Origin of the sequence: Lentzea sp. NPDC058436 (assembly GCF_042721515.1) — a bacterium.
In the GTDB taxonomy this organism is placed as follows: Bacteria; Actinomycetota; Actinomycetes; order Mycobacteriales; family Pseudonocardiaceae; genus Lentzea.
Window position 1 is genome coordinate 1,744,142 of record NZ_JBHXLF010000001.1, and the last position, 17,869, is coordinate 1,762,010.

The 17,869-nt window shown below is 70.8% G+C and carries 21 protein-coding genes; 6 read left to right on the forward strand and 15 right to left on the reverse strand.

What is annotated here, in order from left to right; all coding sequences use genetic code 11:
• Positions 1–205: 205 nt before the first annotated feature.
• The 6 genes from ACFWN2_RS07200 to ACFWN2_RS07225 all read left to right on the forward strand — a co-directional run bounded on the left by ACFWN2_RS07200 (position 206) and on the right by ACFWN2_RS07225 (position 5,622).
• Positions 206–1,594 carry a cytochrome P450 gene (locus ACFWN2_RS07200; RefSeq protein WP_382425465.1) on the forward strand — a complete coding sequence of 463 codons (1,389 nt, stop codon included), beginning with the start codon at positions 206–208 and terminating at the stop codon, positions 1,592–1,594.
• Between the two features lie 208 nt (positions 1,595–1,802).
• On the forward strand, positions 1,803–2,891 hold the full coding sequence (locus ACFWN2_RS07205; protein ID WP_382425467.1) for a type III polyketide synthase: 1,089 nt from the start codon (positions 1,803–1,805) through the stop codon (positions 2,889–2,891).
• A complete protein-coding gene (locus ACFWN2_RS07210; RefSeq protein ID WP_382425469.1) occupies positions 2,878–3,369 on the forward strand; it encodes a MaoC family dehydratase in 492 nt (163 codons plus the stop codon). Before ACFWN2_RS07205 ends, ACFWN2_RS07210 begins: the two co-directional genes overlap by 14 nt.
• A 4-nt stretch (positions 3,370–3,373) precedes the next feature.
• A complete protein-coding gene (locus ACFWN2_RS07215; protein ID WP_382425471.1) occupies positions 3,374–4,531 on the forward strand; it encodes an acetyl-CoA C-acetyltransferase in 1,158 nt (385 codons plus the stop codon).
• A 24-nt stretch (positions 4,532–4,555) separates the two neighbouring features.
• On the forward strand, positions 4,556–5,197 hold the full coding sequence (locus tag ACFWN2_RS07220) for a nuclear transport factor 2 family protein (protein WP_382425472.1): 642 nt from the start codon (positions 4,556–4,558) through the stop codon (positions 5,195–5,197).
• 2 nt (positions 5,198–5,199) lie between these two features.
• A complete protein-coding gene (locus ACFWN2_RS07225; RefSeq protein ID WP_382425473.1) occupies positions 5,200–5,622 on the forward strand; it encodes a 4-oxalocrotonate tautomerase family protein in 423 nt (140 codons plus the stop codon).
• A gap of 263 nt (positions 5,623–5,885) precedes the next feature.
• Here ACFWN2_RS07225 and ACFWN2_RS07230 read toward each other — a convergent pair whose 3' ends face one another.
• The 15 genes from ACFWN2_RS07230 to ACFWN2_RS07300 form a co-directional block, all read right to left on the reverse strand.
• On the reverse strand, positions 5,886–6,314 hold the full coding sequence (locus tag ACFWN2_RS07230) for a pyridoxamine 5'-phosphate oxidase family protein (RefSeq protein ID WP_382425474.1): 429 nt from the start codon (positions 6,312–6,314) through the stop codon (positions 5,886–5,888).
• Positions 6,305–6,496, reverse strand: a complete 192-nt coding sequence (locus ACFWN2_RS07235) for an acyl-CoA carboxylase subunit epsilon (protein ID WP_382425476.1) — start codon at positions 6,494–6,496, stop codon at positions 6,305–6,307. Before ACFWN2_RS07235 ends, ACFWN2_RS07230 begins: the two co-directional genes overlap by 10 nt.
• Positions 6,493–8,025, reverse strand: coding sequence for an acyl-CoA carboxylase subunit beta (locus ACFWN2_RS07240; RefSeq protein WP_382425605.1), 1,533 nt, complete (start codon positions 8,023–8,025; stop codon positions 6,493–6,495). The genes ACFWN2_RS07235 and ACFWN2_RS07240 overlap by 4 nt, the downstream gene beginning before the upstream one ends.
• Positions 8,026–8,039: 14 nt before the next feature.
• Positions 8,040–8,522 carry a hypothetical protein gene (locus tag ACFWN2_RS07245; RefSeq protein WP_382425478.1) on the reverse strand — a complete coding sequence of 161 codons (483 nt, stop codon included), beginning with the start codon at positions 8,520–8,522 and terminating at the stop codon, positions 8,040–8,042.
• A gap of 12 nt (positions 8,523–8,534) precedes the next feature.
• Positions 8,535–9,623 (reverse strand): methyltransferase, encoded by a 1,089-nt coding sequence (locus tag ACFWN2_RS07250; protein WP_382425480.1) that lies wholly within the window; start codon positions 9,621–9,623, stop codon positions 8,535–8,537.
• Positions 9,624–9,643: 20 nt separating this feature from the next.
• Entirely contained in the window at positions 9,644–10,840 is a 1,197-nt protein-coding gene (locus ACFWN2_RS07255; RefSeq protein WP_382425481.1) for a cytochrome P450, read from the reverse strand.
• A 22-nt stretch (positions 10,841–10,862) separates the two neighbouring features.
• On the reverse strand, positions 10,863–11,252 hold the full coding sequence (locus tag ACFWN2_RS07260; RefSeq protein ID WP_382425482.1) for a nuclear transport factor 2 family protein: 390 nt from the start codon (positions 11,250–11,252) through the stop codon (positions 10,863–10,865).
• Complete coding sequence (locus tag ACFWN2_RS07265) at positions 11,249–12,184, reverse strand: aldo/keto reductase (RefSeq protein WP_382425484.1); 936 nt, start codon at positions 12,182–12,184, stop codon at positions 11,249–11,251. Before ACFWN2_RS07265 ends, ACFWN2_RS07260 begins: the two co-directional genes overlap by 4 nt.
• A complete protein-coding gene (locus ACFWN2_RS07270) occupies positions 12,181–13,326 on the reverse strand; it encodes a type III polyketide synthase (protein ID WP_382425486.1) in 1,146 nt (381 codons plus the stop codon). The genes ACFWN2_RS07265 and ACFWN2_RS07270 overlap by 4 nt, the downstream gene beginning before the upstream one ends.
• Positions 13,327–13,469: 143 nt before the next feature.
• On the reverse strand, positions 13,470–13,655 hold the full coding sequence (locus ACFWN2_RS07275; RefSeq protein WP_382425487.1) for a hypothetical protein: 186 nt from the start codon (positions 13,653–13,655) through the stop codon (positions 13,470–13,472).
• Entirely contained in the window at positions 13,652–14,344 is a 693-nt protein-coding gene (locus ACFWN2_RS07280; protein WP_382425488.1) for a ubiquinone/menaquinone biosynthesis methyltransferase, read from the reverse strand. Before ACFWN2_RS07280 ends, ACFWN2_RS07275 begins: the two co-directional genes overlap by 4 nt.
• A gap of 31 nt (positions 14,345–14,375) precedes the next feature.
• Positions 14,376–15,782: an isochorismate synthase MenF gene (locus tag ACFWN2_RS07285; protein WP_382425489.1), complete on the reverse strand. Its 1,407-nt coding sequence runs from the start codon at positions 15,780–15,782 to the stop codon at positions 14,376–14,378.
• Positions 15,779–16,582, reverse strand: coding sequence for a methyltransferase domain-containing protein (locus ACFWN2_RS07290; RefSeq protein WP_382425490.1), 804 nt, complete (start codon positions 16,580–16,582; stop codon positions 15,779–15,781). The genes ACFWN2_RS07285 and ACFWN2_RS07290 overlap by 4 nt, the downstream gene beginning before the upstream one ends.
• Positions 16,572–17,228, reverse strand: coding sequence for a hypothetical protein (locus tag ACFWN2_RS07295; protein ID WP_382425492.1), 657 nt, complete (start codon positions 17,226–17,228; stop codon positions 16,572–16,574). The genes ACFWN2_RS07290 and ACFWN2_RS07295 overlap by 11 nt, the downstream gene beginning before the upstream one ends.
• A 57-nt stretch (positions 17,229–17,285) precedes the next feature.
• On the reverse strand, positions 17,286–17,783 hold the full coding sequence (locus ACFWN2_RS07300; protein WP_382425493.1) for a hypothetical protein: 498 nt from the start codon (positions 17,781–17,783) through the stop codon (positions 17,286–17,288).
• Positions 17,784–17,869 lie beyond the last annotated feature (86 nt).

The window sequence follows — 17,869 nt, forward strand, 5'->3', positions numbered from 1 at the left end:
CGCGTGGGTGACCAGGAGCTCTTCGACCCGTCGTCGTGGAAGCCGGTCGAGGGCTTCGACTTCACCGACGTCACGTACCACCGCGCGCCCGACCAGGGCCGAAAGCCGCGAGACCGGCAAGATCCGCAGAAGAGCGGTGGCCGGCTCGCTGACGCACTGATCCCGTCCCGATTCCCCGCCCGCGGGAACGATCCGGAGGTCGTACATGTCAGGTTGTCCTCAGCACGACGAACAGCACGACGAGTCCGGCGCCACCGCCGAGAAGCCGATCCCCGAGGTGCCCGGACTGCCGGTGCTCGGGTGCGTGCCCAGGATGTTGCGTGGCATGGAGGAGTTCTTCCTCGACTCCTACCGGACGCACGGTCCCGTCTTCCGGGTTCCGGTGCCAGGACGCAGGATGCTGGTGCTGGCGGGAGCGGAGGCGGCGACGTTCCTCGGGTCCCGCCGTGCCAGGGAGGTGTTGCGCCAGATCGACCTGGTGCGCGAGGTGGCCGACGAGTTCGAGGCGTCCGAGTCGCTGGTGGGCATGGACGGCGACCGGCACCTGGAGCTGCGGGCCGCACTCATGCACGAGTACTCGGACAGGATCACCGAGGGGCACCTGGGCACGCTGGTCGAGCGACTCGACGAGTTCCTCGACCACGACTGGCCCGCCGGTGCGGACGTCCACGTGATGCGCGCGGTGCAGGACCTGGTCGTGGATCAGCTCGGCACGTTGATGACGACCCCCGTGCCGCGGAAGGCGGCGAACGACCTGCGCTACTTCTGGAGCCAGATCATCGCCGTGGTGTTCGCGAACCTGCGCCCGCCGCTGTGGCTCAAGCTGCCGCGCTACCGGCGTGCCCGCGACCGGGCGCGCCGGCTCGGCCGCGACTACCTGAGGTCGGTCCTGGCCGGCCGGCGTCACGACCGGCGCCTCCCGCCTCTGATCTCCCGGTTGCTCGACCTGCACGAGCAGCAGCCGGACCTGGTGCCGCGGGAGAACCTGAACCTGCTCGCACTGATCCCCTACTTCGCCGGGATGGACACCGTCGCGAACGCGCTCGCCAGCGCCGTCTACGCGATCACGAAGCATCCGGACGTGCACGCCCGCGTCGTCGCGGAGGCGGACGAGCTGTTCGACGGCAGGCCGGTGGACGTCGCCGCGCTCAGGGCCATGACGGCCACCAACGGCGCGATCATGGAGACCATGCGGCTGTGGCCCGTGGTCGTCGGTCTTCCGCGTCGCACCACGCAGGAGTTCGTGTTCGAGTCGTACCGGATTCCCGCCGACACGGACGTCTTCTTCGCCATCGCGATCCCGCACCTGATGGAGGAGTACTTCCCGAACCCGCGGGCCTTCGACGTCGACCGGTACTCGCCGCCGCGGCTGGAGCACCGCGCGAAGGGCGCGTACTCGCCGTACGGACGGGGCACGCACCGGTGCATCGGCCAGTCGCTCGGCGAGGTGCTGATGGCGCTCATGGCGGCACGGATCTTCCACACGCGCACGGTCACGCTGCCGTCACCGGACTACGTGCTCCCCCGCACGCTGCGGCCGGCGCCGGGGCCGTCCAAGCGGTTCTCGGTCCGCGTCGGCGAACGCACGCGCTAGCACACGCGAGACCGTTCCCGCAGGACGGTCCACAGCGAACAGCGGCGCCGCCCGAAGAGCCGTTGTCCCAATGTGCACGAATGTTGCCCGGCCGGAGGCACGCGGGGAACGAGCACTGGCAGTACGTCGGAGGCGGGCGTGAGATCGGGCAAGCAGATGCGATCAGTCGCATCCGCTTCTTCCCCCCACCCCCTCCGGAGGTACGGCAGTGCCTGTTCTGTGCACCCCTGCGGTAGCGGTTCCCGAACACGTGGTGACCCAGGCGGAGACCGTGGAGCTCGGCCGGCGCATGTTCGCGGGCCACCCGCACCTCGCTCTGGCGACGAGGATGATCGAGAACACCGGTGTGCTCAAGCGCCACCTGATCAGGCCGGTGCGGGAGACGTTGACCAGTGTGGACTTCGAGCACCGCAACCGCGTCTTCGAGCAGGAGGCGAGAACCAGGGTGCCTCCCGTGGTCGAGCAGGCGCTGCGGCTGGCCTCGCTCGCCGTCGAGGACGTGGACGCGATCATCTTCGTGACGTGCAGCGCCTACCAGATGCCGGCGATGACGGCGTGGATGATCAACGAGATGGGCTTCCGGCTCGACACCACGCAGATCCCCATCGTCCAGCTCGGCTGCGCCGCCGGGGGCGCAGCCATCAACCGCGGGTTCGACTTCTGCCGGGCGCGACCCGGTTCGAACGTGCTGATCGTGTCCTGCGAGTTCTGCTCGCTGCTCTTCCAGCCGGACGACCTCGCGGTGGGAAACCTGCTCTCCGACGGGCTGTTCGGCGACGCCGTCGCCGCCGCCGTCATCCGCGGCGACGACGCCGTGCCGGGGCTGCTGCTGGAGGAACGCGGTTCGCACCTCATCCCGAACACGGCGAGCTGGATCTCCTACGACGTCACGAACTCCGGCTTCCACTTCAGGCTCCACAAAGGAGTGCCCGGCGCGTTCCGGGACGCGATGCCGGTGCTGACGAAGTTCGTCGCGGAGAACGGCCGCAACCTGCCGGAGCTCGACTTCTACGCGATCCACTGCGGCGGCCCGCGCATCCTCGACGCGCTGCACGAACCGGGCGGTGTTCCCCGCGAGGCACTCCTGCCCAGTCTCGCGACCCTGCGGGACTACGGGAACATCGCGTCGGCCAGCGTCTTCGACGTCTTCCGCAGGATCGCCGAAGCAGGTCCCGCGGAAGGCGACGTCGGGCTCATCGCGGGCTTCGGGCCCGGGATCACGATGGAGCTGGTCATCGGCACCTGGACCGGCGGCCCGGCCCTCAGCGACACGGGGGCGAGCCATGTCGTTCGGTAGGTACTTCGAGGACTTCACCGTCGGGCACGTGTACCGGCACTGGCCGGGCAAGACCGTCGCGGAGTCCGACCACCAGTTCTTCTGCCTCCTGACGATGGTGCGGCACCCCATCCACCTCGACGCCCACCACTCGAAGTCCGCGACCAGGCTGGAGAGCCAGCTGGTCATCGGGACCTACGTCTTCTCCCTGCTGGTCGGGCTCTCCGAGGCCGACGTCACCGGGAAGGCGCTCGGGCACCTCGGATTCGACCGGGTCCGGCACCTCGCGCCGGTGCGCCACGGGGACACGATCTACGGCGAGAGCGAGGTCCTCGCCAAGGAGCCCGTGGACGGCAGGCCGGACCGCGGTTCGGTGGACGTGGAGACCAGGGCGCGCAACCAGGACGGTGAGCTGGTCATGAGCTTCCACCGCCGGATGGTGGTCGCCACGAGGAGCTACGCCGGCACCAAGATCGGCCCGCTCGGCGGGGAGGGGTGACGCCGTGCCCGAAGCCGTCATCGTCTCCGCCGTGCGCTCCCCGATCGGCCGTGCGCACAAGGGATCGCTCACGAGCATCCGTCCTGACGACCTGACCGCGCAGATCGTCAGTGCCGCGCTGGACCAGGTTCCCGAGCTCGATCCCGTGGACGTCGACGATCTGCTGCTGGGGTGCGGTCTGCCCGGCGGTGAGCAGGGTTTCAACATGGCTCGCGTGGTCGCCGTGGCACTCGGGTACGACCACCTGCCCGGCTGCACGGTCACCCGGTACTGCGCGTCCAGCCTGCAGACCACCCGGATGGCCCTGCACGCCATCAAAGCGGGCGAAGGCGACGTGTTCGTCTCCGCGGGCGTCGACACCTTCTCGCGCTTCGTGCACGGCAGCTCCGACACCTGGCCGGACACGCGCAACCCGCGGTTCGCCGGGAACAGCGATCTGCCGGACGTCTACACACCGATGGGCCTCGCCGCCGAGAACCTCGCGCGGCTGAAGAACGTGTCGCGCCAGGAGATGGACGAGTTCGCCGTCCGGTCGCAGAACCTCGCGGAGAAGGCGATCGCGAACGGCTTCTGGGCCGAGGACATCACACCGGTCACGATGCCGGACGGCACGGTCGTCGCGGCGGACGACTGCCCCCGCGCGGGCGTGACCCTCGCGGCGCTGTCAGGGCTGCGACCCGCCTTCCGGCCGGACGGCCTGGTCACCGCGGGCAACTGCAGCCCGATCAACGACGGCGCGGCCGCGCTGGTCGTCATGTCCGACGTCAAGGCGAGGAACCTCGGCCTCACCCCGCTGGCCCGCATCGTCTCGACCGGTGTTTCCGCGCTGTCACCGGAGATCATGGGCCACGGCGCGGTCGAGGCGTCCCGGCGCGCACTCGCACGCGCCGGGTTGTCGGCCGGTGACATCGACCTCGTCGAGATCAACGAGGCGTTCGCGGCGCAGGTCGTTCCGACGTACCGGGACCTCGGCATCGACCTCGGCAGGGTCAACGTCAACGGTGGCGCGATCGCCGTCGGCCACCCCCTCGGCATGACCGGTGCGCGGATCACGTCCACCCTGCTCACCTCGTTGCGGTACCACGACCGGCAGTTCGGCCTGGAAGCCGTGGCGGTGGCCGGCGGCCAGGGCATGGCGATGGTCCTCGAACGACTCTCCTGAGCCACGAGCGAAACGGTGATCTTCATGAACGCGGTGACCGAAGTGAGCAACCTGATCCTGTGCGAGCGCCAAGCCCGTGACCGCGGCTGGTGGACGACGATGAGCGAGAGCTTCCTCGAAGGCGCGCCCGTGTTCCTGAGCTGGATCGACGGAACCGCGGAGGAGTTCGTGGCCGGATCGGTCGGGATGTTCGACGCGGGCGAACGGCCCGTGCACCGGCTCGCACCGCCCGCCGTCACGGTGGCCGCCGACCGCGCGGTGGCCGAGGTCGGCGCCGCGATCGCCAACCGCATCACCATCGGTGGCGTGCAGGCCGACCTCGTCTCGCACTGCCGCCTGCTCTACCAGGTGTGCCTTACGGGCGGCGCGTGGCGGATCGCCTCGCTCACAGGCATCTACGAGAACGGGACCCTCACGCCGTCCTGGCCGGGCACCGCGGTCCCCTACGACCTGGAAGTGTTGCGGGGCATCAGGTACCCGTTCCGCTACCTCGGCTACTACCTCGCGATCTCGGGCAGGCAGGTCCCCGAGGGCCTGTACGGGGACGACGAACCCGAGCGGCTGGCCGGGCTCTACCGGCACGCCTTCGCCTGGCTGCACGACCACGACCTCCCGCCGGGCCGCCCGGTGGCCGTGAACACCACAACTCGTCGAGAACGGGGCTGACCATGCCGATGATCGAACTGACCGCGCCGGCCGGATCGCTGACCGACACCGGACGAAGAACCGTGCAGCGCGACCTCGCCGCGATCGCGCTGAAGTGGGAGGGCCTGCCGGACACCGAGTTCATCCGCTCACTGGCCTGGGCCTACCTGCACGAGCTGCCCGCGGGCGCGCAGACCACGGCGGCCGACGACCTCCCGCGGTTCCGGGTCGACGTCCGGGTGCAGGCGGGCGCGTTGTCCGACCAGCGCAGGGACGGGCTGGTGCGGGAGGCGACGGCCGTGGTGCTGAAGGCGGCCGGGCTCGACATCGCCGACGCGGCACGGGTGTGGGTGCTGATCCACGAGCAGGCGGTGAGGACGTGGGGCGCCGGCGGGCAGGTCGTGACGCTCGCCGCTCTCGACACGGCCGCCCCGCAGACGACCTGACCGGCGGCTGACCTCCACGCAAGCCTCACACGCCGAGTCAGGACACCAGTCGGGGTGGGTGGCCGCGGCACGGTCCCGCGACCACCCACCTCGCTACCACCGGCACCAGGCCATGACGACCCGCCCCCGCTCACACCGCCGCGACCACCCACCCTGGTCACACCGGCACCAGGTTGCGACCACCCGCCCCGCTCACACCGGCACCAGGTGGCGGGCCAGCCACCCTGATCACACCGGCACCAGGTTGCGACCACCCGCCCCGCTCACACCGGCACCAGGTTGCGGGACAGCCAGTGCTCCGGCCGCATCGAGATCGCGACCTGCTCGCCGTGCAGCGCCTTGGCCATGGCGAGGTAGGCCTCCAGCCTGTCCGGCGGCATGTACCGGGTCGCCATCGTGCGCACCATGGCGTCGGTGCCCGCCTCCGTGCGCACCACCGGCCCCTCGACGCTGACGTAGCAGACCTGCTGGGGTGTCATGGTCTCCACCATCAGGCTGAACCGGCCCGCCTCGGCGATGAGACCGGCCTTGCGCGACTGCGCGCCCGTGATCACCAGGACGTCGCCACCGGGGCGGTAGCTGTACCAGATCGGAACGGTGAGCGGGCCCCTTCCGCTCCCCGCCACGACCGAGATCGCCGCGATGTGCGGCTGGGCGAGGAACTCCTCGCGTTCTGCGACGGTCAACGACATGATTCGCACCTCCGTGCTGCCGTGGAACTGTTGCGCGGCCGGGTTCCCGCGCACCACGCCGCGGGCCTGGCGCGCTCGGGTCGCTCCTGCCGCCGGACGGAGAGTCCGGCGAGCACCGCCACCAGCGCGGCGACCTCGTCCGGTGACGGGTCACCGCGTTCGATCCTGATGTCCGGGGTCACGGGTGGTTCCCGTGCTTGCGGTCGGGTCGCTGCACGTGCTTGTTCCGCAGCGCCACCAGGGAACTGATGAGGATCGAGCGCGTGTCCGCCGGGTCGATCACGTCGTCGACGAGGCCCCGTTCCGCGGCATAGTAGGGGTTCATGAGTTCGTCGCGGTACTCCGCGATCTTGCGGCGGCGGGTCGCCTCCGGGTCGGCGGAGGCGGCGATCTCCTTGCGGAACACGATGTTCGCCGCACCCTCCGCTCCCATGACGGCGATCTCGTTCGTGGGCCACGCAAGGGAGACGTCCGCGCCCACCGACTTCGAGTCGAGCACGATGTACGCGCCCCCGTACGCTTTCCGCACGACGACCTGGAGGCGTGGGACCGTTGCGTCGCAATAGGCGTACAACAGCTGGGCGCCGTGCCGGATGATGCCGCCGTGCTCCTGGTCGACGCCGGGCAGGAAGCCAGGCACGTCGACGACGGTGACGAGCGGGACGTTGAACGCGTCGCACATCCGCACGAACCTCGCGGCCTTCTCGGCCGCGCTGATGTCGATCGCGCCCGCCAGCACCGACGGCTGGTTCGCCACGATCCCGACGACGTCACCGCCGAGCCTCGCGAGGGCGCAGACGACGTTCCTCGCCCACCCGGCCTGCACCTCGAACAACGTGGCGTCGTCGACGATCTCGGTCAGCACGTCCAGCACGTCGTAGGTGCGCGACGGGTCCGCGGGGACGAGGTCCAGCAGCTTCTCGCAGCGCCGGTCCGGTGGGTCGTCGCACCGGGTCTTCGGCGGCAGCTCCCGGTTGTTCGCGGGCAGCAACGACAGCAGGTACCGCACGTCCGCCAGACAGGACTCCTCGTCGTCGTAGACGAACGACGCCAGGCCGGACCGTTCCGCGTGCGCCTCCGCACCACCGAGCTGTTCGCGGGTCACGTCCTCCCCCGTCACGGCACGGACGACGTCGGGGCCGGTGAGGAACATCTGGGCGGTTCCGCGGACCATGAAGACGAAGTCGCACAACGCGGGCGAGTACGCGGCGCCTCCCGCGCACGGGCCGAGCATCACGGCGATCTGCGGGATCACGCCGGAGCTGCGGACGTTGCGGGTGAAGATCCCGCCGAACCCGGCCAGCGCGCCGACCCCTTCCTGGATCCGCGCGCCGGCACCGTCGCACAGCGCCACGAGCGGAGCGCCCGCAGACGCGGCCAGGTCCATGACCCGCTGGATCTTCGCGGCGTGCGCCTCCCCCAGCGACCCGCCGAAGACCTGGAAGTCGTGAGCGTAGGCGAAGACGGTCCTGCCGGACACCTCTCCCCAGCCGACCACGACTCCGTCGCCGTGCGGTCTGCGCTCCGCCATCCCGAACGCGGTCGCGCGGTGCCGGCGCAGGGCCTCCAGCTCGGTGAAGGTGCCGGGGTCGAACAGCAGGCCCAGCCGTTCCCGCGCGGTCAGCTTGCCCTTGGCGTGCTGGATCTCGGCCGCGCGATCACCGGCGGCCTCGGACTTCAGCGCGGCCAGGGAGGACGTGCGCTCGCGCATTCCGGAGTGGACGGTCACAGGAAGCACCAGTCGCCTGGGAGTTCGGTGCCGCAGCTCTGGCACCTGTCGTGGGTGCTGGTGTCGTTGATGCGACGGCACCCGCCGCACCGGGCGAGCATCCGGACGCTGTCGGCACGCCACAGGCTGTGGGCACCGCCCAGCGTGAACCCGTCGCGCACCACCTGGCGGACGGCGTCGCGATGCGGTCCCGGTCGCTCGCCGAGCAGGCGCGGGCCCGTCTCGTCGGCCCACGAGCTGACGGTGAACATCCGGTCGCCCGCGACGAACAGCGTCGCCCCGAGGAACCCGGGCACGGAGCGCAGCTCGGCCGCCAGCGCGGGACCGCGGCGTCCTATCTCCTGCCGTTCGTCCTCCGACCTCGTCTCGATCGTCGTGACGCCCAGGTACGCCGGTCTCCCGCTGGACGTCGAACGGACGTGGATGCCGAATCCGGGCACGAGGTGGTCCGGCAGGTTCTGGGGTGGGAAGTCGCTCATGGCCGACTCCTCTCAGCTCGGCCTGGCTTCGACGACGCACATCGGGGAGGCGGTCCGCGTCACGCCGGTCAGCTCGAACCCGGCGTCGGCGAGGAGCCTGCGGTGTTCAGGACCGGACCGCTCCCTGCCTCCGACCACGAGCAGCATCTCGAGGTCGAAGACCTTGCTCATGTGCGGGGAGTTCCCCGGCGGGACGATCAGGCCGATCAACAGCAACCGGCCGTCCGGCTTGATCACGGACCTCACGTTGCCGAGGATCTCGCGGACCTGGTCGTCGGTCCAGCTGTGGATGATCCCCTTCAGCACGTAGGCGTCACCGCCGGCGGGCACCTCGTCGAAGAACGACCCGGAGGCCACCGCGCACCGCGAGTCGACGCCCTCCCCGCGCAGCAGCGCACCCGCTCCCGCGGTCACCGAGGGCAGGTCGTACAGGACACCGCTCGTCGCGGGGTTCTTCTTCAGGATGGTGGCGAGCAGTGAGCCGTGCCCGCCGCCCACGTCCACCACCGTGCCGAACGGCGAGAAGTCGTACGCGGCCACGATCGCCGTCTTGGCGAGGTCCGACATGGACGTCATCGCGTCGTTGAAGATGGCGCCGTACTCGGGGTTCTCGCTCGCGTAGGCCCACACGTCCGTACCCCGGACCGACTCGACCTGGGGTCGTCCGGTCCGCACGGCCTCAAGCAGGTGCGACCAGTGTTCGCGGTGCTCGCTGGTCCCGAACAGGCGTGCCATGGCGCGCATCGAGGTCGGGCCGCCGGAGCACAACGTCCGTCCCAGCGCGGTCAGCGAGTACCGCGCCCTTCCGTCCTGGGCGAACACGCCCCTGGCGGCGAGACTGCGCAGCAACCGGCTGAGTCCGTCCTCGCTGACGTCGAGGCGCCGCGCCAGCTCGGAGGCCGTGCGCGGGCCGCCGGCGAGCTCGTCCGCGACCCCCAGCTCCGCGGCGACGGCGACCGCCTGGCTGAGCATTCCTGCCGTCACCAGTTCGAGCATGGCCGCGGGCGGCGGCATCAGGCGCTGCTCCAGAGCTCTCAACCGGCGTCTCAGCGCGTTGGAGGCACGTGCCACCGCTGCCGTTCGCAGTCGCGTCGTTGTCATGATCCCGGGTCTCCTCTCGGTCACCAGACGACGGGCAGGGACAGGGGAAGCCGGTTGACGTTGCGGCTCTCCCACTCCACGTCCTGCGGCCGCACCGCGAGCCGCAGAGCCGGGAAGCGCGTCAGCAGCGAGCCCACCGCGACCGAGATCTCCATGCGGGCCAACGCCTCGGCCGGGCACCGGTGCGTGCCCCAGCCGAACGCAAGGTTCGGCACGTGCGGCCGGTCCGGGTCGATGACCTCGGGGCCGGGGAAGCGGTCGGGGTCCTGGTTGGCCGCGATGTAGGAGACGTGGACGATCTCGCCCTCCCGGATGGTCCTGCCCCCGATCTCGACGTCCTCCAGCGCGACCCTGGGCGTGCCGACACCGCGCCGGTACGGGAGGTAGCGGACCAGCTCGTCGAGCACGGCCGGCAGGTCGGCCCTCGCGCGGGCGAGCAGCTCCTGGTCGGTCAGCAGCGTGAAGCAGATGTCCCCGACCTCGTTGGTCACGTTGTCGTGCCCGGTGAGGATGAGCGACACGACGAGGGACACGAGCTCGGCCTCCGTCAGCTGCTCCGCGCCGTCGGCGGGAGCAGCCAAAGTGGACACCAGGTCGTCGGCCGGTTCGCGTCGCCTTCGCTCCACCAGCGCGACGACGTAGTCGTGCAGGGCCTGCTGGGCGGCGATCGCGGCGCGCTCGTGGGACGGGTCCGTCACCTTGAGCGCGGCCGCCTGGTCCTTGAGCCAGTCCCGCTCGTGCGGCGCGATGCCGAGGACCTGGCTGATGACCCTCGTGGGCAGCGGTGCGGCGAGCGCGGACATGAGGTCGGCGGGACCGCCGACCGACTCCAGCGCGCCGAGCAGGTCGCCGACGACGGCCTGCGTCTGCTCGCGCATGCGTTCCAGCGGCCGCGGGGCGAACGCGCGCCCCAGTGCCGCCCTCAGTCGTCCGTGCTCCGGCGGGTCCAGCACGAAGATGCTGCCGGGAGGCGCGATCGGTTTCGGGGTGATGCGGGGGAAGTCCCTGCCCACCAGCGCCGCGCGGCTGAAGCGGCGGTCGGTGGTGACCGACCTGACGTCGTCGTACCGCGTCACGATCCACACAGGACCTTCGCCGTGGGCGAGGCGGACCCGCGCCACCGGTTCCTCGTGGAGCAGGCGGCGCAGCTGCGGTTCGAAGCCCAGTCCGTCCACGTGGTCGAACGGGCACCGCGGCGGTTCCTCTGGTGCTGCCATGTCTTTCACACCCCGAACGTGCTCAGTGCTGCGCGAGTTGACCGGAGAGTTCGGCGAAGGAGTAGGGGTTCTCCCAGTGCTCGACGATCTTGCCGCCGGCGAACCGCCACAGGCCGCAGAACGGCATGGCGACGGTCACCGGGGCCTCCGCCCTGAGCACGCCCAGGACCGTGCCGAAGTGTTCGGTGGCGGTCACGTGCAGGACGTCCATGAACAACGTCCCGGACGTCGCCTCCAGCAGGTTCCGCTCGTGTGCCAAGACGTCCGCCAGCCCGTGCACGTCGTCGGACGAGCCGGTACCGCCCGCGGGGTGCAGGACGACGTCGTCCGCCGAGGTCTCGGCCAGGCGCGAGAAGTCCTGGTAGACGTAGCGCAGGGTCTCGCAGTTGCGCTGGTGCCCGGTCATCGTCATGCCACGTCCTCCCCCGTACCCGACGGCGCCGGCTTCCAGTTCGTGATCTTGTCGCCGATCCGCTCCACCTCGTCCCACTGCGCGGCGGACAGGTCCACGGCCGCGGCGGCGGCGTTCTCCTCCAGGTGCGCGATCGAGGTGGTGCCGGGGATGAGCAGGATGTTCGGCGAGCGGCGCAGCAACCAGGCCAGGCACAGCTGGGCGGTCGTGACGCCGAACCTCGCGGCCACGTCCGCCAGCTCTCCTCCCGGTGCGACGAGATCGCCGTGTCCCAACGGGAACCACGAGATGAACGCGATCCCCCGCTCCCGAGTCAGGTCGACCATCGGATCGCTCTCGCGGTCCGCCAGGTTGTACAGGCTCTCCACCGCGGCGATCTCGGTGACGGCACTCGCCGCGTCGAGCTGCTCCAGGGTGACGCCGGGCTGGCCGGAGAGCCCGATGTGCCGGATCTTGCCCTGGTCCCGCAACGCCGCCAGCGCGCCGACCTGGTCGGCCAGCGGGACCATCGGGTCGACGCGGTGCAGCTGGTAGAGCTCAATCTGGTCGACACCGAGGTTGCGCAGGCTCAGCTCCACCTGCTGGCGCAGGTAGGCGGGCCTGCCGAGACCGACGATGTAGGGCACGGTGCCGGGACCGTGGCCCCAGTCGTCGGGGCCGGACCTCAGCATCCCGCCCTTGGTGCTGATGACGAGCTCGTCGGGGTAGGGGTGCAGCGCCTCGCGGATGATCTGCTCGTTGAAGGCGGGCCCGTAGGAGTCCGCGGTGTCGATGAACGTCACGCCGAGGTCGTGGACCGCGCGGCGCAGCAGGGCCTTCGAGGCCTCGGGGTCCGCCGGCGGACCCCACATCCCCGGCCCGGTGAGGTGCATCGCGCCGTACCCCAGGCGGTTCAGCGTGCGGCCGCCCAGGTCCCAGGTTCCGGTCGTCATCGGGCCACTCCTGTCAGCTCGGCCTCGCGAGCGGCCTCGTGCCGCCTCGCGGGCGCCGTCCACGTCCCGAGGGAGACCTCGGCGGTGATGCCGGGGCCGAAGCCGGCCAGCATGCCGCGCGCGCCCGTCGGCAGAACGTCGTCGTCGAAGAACCGTTGCAGCACCGCGAGCACGACACCGGAGGCGATGTTGCCGTAGTCGGCCAGCACTCCCCTGCTGTGGCGGAACGCGTCCGGGGCCACACCGAGGAAGCGCGACAGGTCGTCGAGGATGCGGGGCCCACCCGCGTGGATCACGTAGAACCCCAGCGCGGAGGCGTCCCAGCCCTGGTGCGCCGCGAGTTCCCGGAGCGTGGGGGCGATCATCGACATGGTGCCGGGCACCCGCCGGTCGAGCCGGAAGTGGTACCCGGTCTCCTTGACGTCGAAGGAGATCCACTGCTCCGTGTCCGGAACGACGTGGGAGGCGTTGCGGCTCAACGACATCCCGCTGCCACCGCGTCCACGCAGGACGGCCGCGGCGATCGCGTCGCCGAACAGGGCGTTGGACAACAGCGTTCCCACGTCCGAGTCCGTCGGCTGGTAGCACAGCGAACACAGCTCGCAGGTCACCACCAGCACGTTGGTCCCCGGATACGCGACGCAGAAGTCGTGCGCGCGGTTGATGGCGGCTCCACCGGCCGCGCACCCCAGCTGGGCGATCGGGATCTGCCGCACGTCGTTGCGGAAACCCAGCTCGTTGATCATCCAGGTCGTCATCGGCGGCATCGTGAAACCGGTGCAGGACACGAAGACGATCGCGTCGACGTCCGCGACGCCCAGTTCCGCCGAGCGCAACGCCTCCTCGACCACGCCGGGCAACGCGCGCTGGACCTCCCGGCGGTAGAGCGCCGTGCGGGCCTCCACGCCCGGATGGCACAACGTGTCCTCGATCGGCTGGACGAGGTGGCGCTTGAGCACCCCGGTGTTCTCGATCATCCGCAGCACCGTCCCCAGTCGCTCGTGACCACCGTGCAGGCTGCGGCACAGTTCCAGCGTCCGGTCGACCGTGATCGTGTGCTCCGGCACCCAGAGGGACGGCCGGCACAACGTCGGCGCGATCGCCGTGCCGGGGCTCCGCGCGGATTCTGGGGAGTGCGACATGGGACCTCACCTTCACAGGGCAGGTAGGGAACGACGTCCGCCGAGAGCGTCGGCGGGAACAGACCTCGGGAGAGATGACCGTTGTCGTGGTGGCTCAACGGGAGCGAGGATCACGACCATCCTGTTGAGCGTCCGGTTGGCCGTCAACCGCGCTGTGACTGAATGTGCGAACTTGCTTCCCTTTGATACAAAGACACCGCCGACCCGACCGTCCACAACGGATGGAACGCCACGGTGGAGGCGACCTCCTCAGGCCGTCCTATCCGGCCTGCCACCACGCCCTCGGAGAGCCTCTGCTTGGCCGCCTCGTGGTTCTCCTCGACGATCATCGCGCCACCGCGGTGTGGATCTGGACGATGCCGCAGTCGACCGGGTGCCACGAGACGTCGTGCCACCCGGCCTCGCGGATCAGCTCACCGAGCGCCTGCGGCGAGTGCCACCCCAGGATCGTGTTCACGAAGTACTCGTAGGCCTGGGGGTTGCTGCCCAGCCGCGCTCCGATGCGCGGGATCGCGTGCCTCAGGTAGGCCGTCCACAGCACGCGGGGCAACCGGCTCGACGGCACGCTGAAGTCGCACACCGCGAGGCGCCCGCCGGGTGCCGTGACGGCGCGCATCCGGCGCAGCGCGGCGAGCGGGTCCGCCATGTTGCGCAGCCCCATGGAGATCGTCGTCGCGTCGAACAGGCCGTCCTCGAACGGCAGCACCTGCGCGTCCGCGACCACCCTCGTCAGCCTCGGGTATCGCTGGGCCGCGACCGCGAGCATCTCTGGTGAGATGTCCGAGGCGACCACGGTGGCGCCGCGCTCCATCAACGCGGCCGACGAGGTGCCGGTGCCCGCCGCGACGTCGAGCACGATCCTGCCCGGTCCGGCGCCGGCGAGCTCCGCGGTCCTCCTGCTCCAGCCCTCCGCCCTGCCCCACCACATCCGGGCCCTGGTGCGGTCGTACCCGGCCGCGATCTCGTCGAACATCGTCGTGACCGTGCCGGTGTCCTTGCTCATGTCCGCGCTGACCATCGTGGGCCTCCTGTTCGCCGAGCCGGGCAACTCACCTGGTGGGTGCGAGCACGCGCGCCCGCCGTTCGGACTCCGCGAGCACGGACTCGGCCAGCGCGGAGAGCATCGGCCGGGTCTTCCACCTCGTCTCCTGCCACTCCCGTGCGGCCGTGGAACCGGCCACGACGCCGCACCCCGCGTAGACCAGCGCGGTGTTCCCCGACACCTCGGCGGACCGGATCGCCAGCCCGATCTCACCGTCTCCGCTCGGACGCAGCCAGCCGACGCCGCCCGCGTACCAGCCGCGGTCGAACGACTCGGCGTCCGCGAGCCACGCCGCAGCCCGGTCCGGAGGCACCCCTCCGACCGCGGGAGTCGGGTGCAGGTCGGCCAGCAGGTCCAGGAACGCCCCTGGGCCGGCCGGCGCCGTCGCCCGGACCCTCGTGCGCAGGTGCTGCACCGTCGGCAGGGCCGTCAGCTCGGGACCCGCGACCTGGACTCCTGTGCAGCGGCTCGCGATCCGGTCCACCAGGTAGGCGGCGGTGTAGTCGTGCTCGCGGCGGATCTTGTCGTCGGAGAACAACGCCCGGCCGAGCTCCGCGTCGGCCGCCGGGTCCACCGAGCGCGGCGCCGACCCGGCGAGCCCGACCGTGGTGATCTCGTCGTCACGGCGGGAGAGCAGTCGTTCCGGTGTGGCGCCCACGAACCACCGCTCACGGTCGCGGACCGCGAACACGGCGCCTTCGCGGCAGCCGGCTTCGAGCCGCGCGAGCAGACGCGGCACGTGGAACGGCCGGGGCGCCGACACCGGCAACGCGCGGGCCGTCACGACCTTGTCGAGCACACCGGCCCCGATCGCGTCGAGGGCCTGCCCGACCAGCCTGTCCCACTCGGCGCGGCCCGCGCCCTCGTCGACGTGCAGCGGTGTGCTGCCTGCCACCGGTGCCCGTGCACCGGAACCGGGTCGCAGCCACCGCAACGCCCGGACCGCCGCGTGCGCGGGGTCCTCCTCCGGCCGCACCACTGTGGACAGAGTCCAGAAGGCGCGGCCTTTCTCGTCACGCTGCCACAACGCCTCCGGCACCCAGAACAGGCAGTCCGGCAACCAGTGCGAGCGCTCCTCCCTGGCGTGGAACGAGAACCCGCCGACGAGCACCGGCTCCTCACCGGTAGCGCACAGACCTCGCACCCCGGCGGCGAGCCGGGCGAACCGGTCGGGTCCGGTGGCCGGCAGGTCGGCCGCGGTGCCCAGGCCGAGCATCGACCGACCCGTCCAGGACGAACGCCAGTGGAACGTCCTCGGCGCCCGCGCGCGCAGGTCGCCGGGGTCCTCGGGGACACCGCCACGCAGGCGTGCCGAGACCAGCACCGGTGATCCGCTCGCCACCGCGGCGGCGTGTGCCGCCGCGCAGCGGTGGAAGAAGTCGTTGCCGCCCAGGGCACCGAGCTTGCTGCTCACACCTTCCTCGCCGTGAGCAGCAGGAACGACGCGGGCGTCGTGACGTCCAGCACCTCCATGCCGCTCGATCGCACCCACTGCAGCACGTCGTCCAGCCGGAACGACTTCGTGCCGAACACGGTCTCCTGCTGGTGCTGGAAGTAGCGCTGCAGCGGGCGCGGCGCGTGGGTGAGGCTGGCGAGCGTGAACGTACCTCCCGGCGCGAGGACTCGGCCGAACTCGCTGATCACCTTCGCGGCGTCCGGCATGATCTGCAGGGCCGCCGAGCAGTTCACGCCGCCGAGCGACCCGTCGGCGAACGGCAGGTCCATGCCGCTGGCGCGGACGAGCGAGATGCCGGGCAGCGCCTCGTGGATCGCGTGCAGCATCGCGAGGCTGAGGTCGAGGCCGATCACCCGGTCCGCGCCGAACTTCTCCACCAGCACCCGTGTCCACCGCCCGGGACCGCAGGCGATGTCCACGGTCGGACCGCCGTCGGCGCCGGCGTGCTCGCGCAGGTACTCCTTCTCGTGCTCCTGCGTGCACTGGTTCGCCCAGTTCGCGGCGGCGACCTGGAGGTAGGAGATCCTGGTCTGGTCCTCGTAGCGGGCGACCTGCAACGGGTCCTGCAGCAGCAGCGGCCCGAGCCCGATCTTGGTGGGCATCGCGAAGTCGGGGACGAGGTCGAGGAAGCCGCCCTGGTCCGGATAGGCGCGTCCGCAGGACGAGCACTGCGCTCCCCCTGGTGTCGCGACGAGGCCGGACCGGCAGCGTTGGCACGTCAGGAGGTCCGCGTGGCGGACGAGCAGGTCAGTGGACATCGGAGGCCTCCCAGATCGCGAACTCGGCCTGTGCGCCGAGGAATGCCAGCACCGCCGCGGTTTCCAGGCCGGCGATCACCTTCACGTCGTCCTCGCTGAACCCGAGTCCCGAACGCCACGCGACGTCCAGCTCGCGTTCGGCTTCGGTCAGCTGCCAGATCGCCGGGGTGGGCCAGGCGCGGCCGACCTCGTACTGCCCGGCGTCGTCGTCGGCCGGGGGCGTGAGACAGCGGTGCAACCGCGCCCGGTCGTCCTCGGTGAGGTCGAGTTCCAGACCCTCGATCTCCGCGCGCCGCGAGCGGAAGTGCGCCAGTAGGTACGTGAGCGCGAGGAGCAACGGGGGCGATCCCGCGGCGGTGGCGGCGAGACCGAGCACCTTGTCCACATCGGACTCGATGGCGGCCTTGGTGGCCGCGGCGGTCGCCGGGTCCGGTGCCGCGGCCTCGTGGAGGACTCCGAGTGCGACGAGCACGCTCGCCGAGACCAGCGGGTCCTCGTGGGGCAGGAGGTCCAGCAGACGACTGGTCACCGCCGGCGCGGCCGGGGTGAGGTGTTCACCGGTCCACGCCTGCGCCACCGCGGCGCCGACCTGTGCGAACGCCTCCTTCCTGGCGGCTCGTTCCTGATTCCTGGACGCGGTCAGCATGACCATTCTCCTTCGCTGGAACAATCTTCTCCGCAGTCGGTTCCACGAACTGTTCCGTCACGCGTTCGACGAATTCCGCGGAGCCGCGAAGTAACCGGGAACGCGGTGTTCGACCATGCACTGGTGGACCACCTCGTCGGTGATCGCCCACGGACATCCCCCGACGAGGAGAACGGCGCGCAGGTGCATCGTCAGCACCGAACCGCCCGCGCCGTCCGGTGTCTCGACCAACGTCGGCGTGGCGGTCTGCCGCAGCACTCCCATCGGCTGCAGCGCCAGTCCGAGCGGCACACCCCGCTGCAGCTCCCCGATCGCCGACCGGGGCAGCCTTCCCTTCGCGACCAGCGAGTTCGCCGTCGCGATGAGCGCGTTGTCCCCGGACAGCTGCGCCCTCAGCACCGTGCGGCGGTACTGGGCGGTCGCACCGGCGGGCAGCTCCAGCTCGTGCGCCTCGTCGTCGGTCACCGGCCGGGACTCCTCGCTCAGCAGCTCGTGGCTGACGCCGTTCGAGCTGTAGTCCTGGATGGCGAGCCACGTGCTCAGGGAATTGCTCAAGGAGTTACCCGACCGGATGAGCCGCGCGAGCATCAGCATTCGATGACGCAACTCCTGGCCGGACAACGCGGTCACGACCATGGGGT

Coding starts and splice junctions, on each gene's coding strand:
- ACFWN2_RS07200 (WP_382425465.1), top strand. CDS start 206: ATGTCAGGTTGTCCTCAGCACGACGAACAGCACGACGAGTCCGGCGCC.
- ACFWN2_RS07210 (WP_382425469.1), top strand. CDS start 2,878: ATGTCGTTCGGTAGGTACTTCGAGGACTTCACCGTCGGGCACGTGTAC.
- ACFWN2_RS07220 (WP_382425472.1), top strand. CDS start 4,556: ATGAACGCGGTGACCGAAGTGAGCAACCTGATCCTGTGCGAGCGCCAA.
- ACFWN2_RS07225 (WP_382425473.1), top strand. CDS start 5,200: ATGCCGATGATCGAACTGACCGCGCCGGCCGGATCGCTGACCGACACC.
- ACFWN2_RS07230 (WP_382425474.1), bottom strand. CDS start 6,314: ATGTCGTTGACCGTCGCAGAACGCGAGGAGTTCCTCGCCCAGCCGCAC.
- ACFWN2_RS07240 (WP_382425605.1), bottom strand. CDS start 8,025: ATGCGCGAGCGCACGTCCTCCCTGGCCGCGCTGAAGTCCGAGGCCGCC.
- ACFWN2_RS07245 (WP_382425478.1), bottom strand. CDS start 8,522: ATGAGCGACTTCCCACCCCAGAACCTGCCGGACCACCTCGTGCCCGGA.
- ACFWN2_RS07250 (WP_382425480.1), bottom strand. CDS start 9,623: ATGACAACGACGCGACTGCGAACGGCAGCGGTGGCACGTGCCTCCAAC.
- ACFWN2_RS07255 (WP_382425481.1), bottom strand. CDS start 10,840: ATGGCAGCACCAGAGGAACCGCCGCGGTGCCCGTTCGACCACGTGGAC.
- ACFWN2_RS07260 (WP_382425482.1), bottom strand. CDS start 11,252: ATGACGATGACCGGGCACCAGCGCAACTGCGAGACCCTGCGCTACGTC.
- ACFWN2_RS07265 (WP_382425484.1), bottom strand. CDS start 12,184: ATGACGACCGGAACCTGGGACCTGGGCGGCCGCACGCTGAACCGCCTG.
- ACFWN2_RS07270 (WP_382425486.1), bottom strand. CDS start 13,326: ATGTCGCACTCCCCAGAATCCGCGCGGAGCCCCGGCACGGCGATCGCG.
- ACFWN2_RS07275 (WP_382425487.1), bottom strand. CDS start 13,655: ATGATCGTCGAGGAGAACCACGAGGCGGCCAAGCAGAGGCTCTCCGAG.
- ACFWN2_RS07280 (WP_382425488.1), bottom strand. CDS start 14,344: ATGGTCAGCGCGGACATGAGCAAGGACACCGGCACGGTCACGACGATG.
- ACFWN2_RS07290 (WP_382425490.1), bottom strand. CDS start 16,582: ATGTCCACTGACCTGCTCGTCCGCCACGCGGACCTCCTGACGTGCCAA.
- ACFWN2_RS07295 (WP_382425492.1), bottom strand. CDS start 17,228: ATGCTGACCGCGTCCAGGAATCAGGAACGAGCCGCCAGGAAGGAGGCG.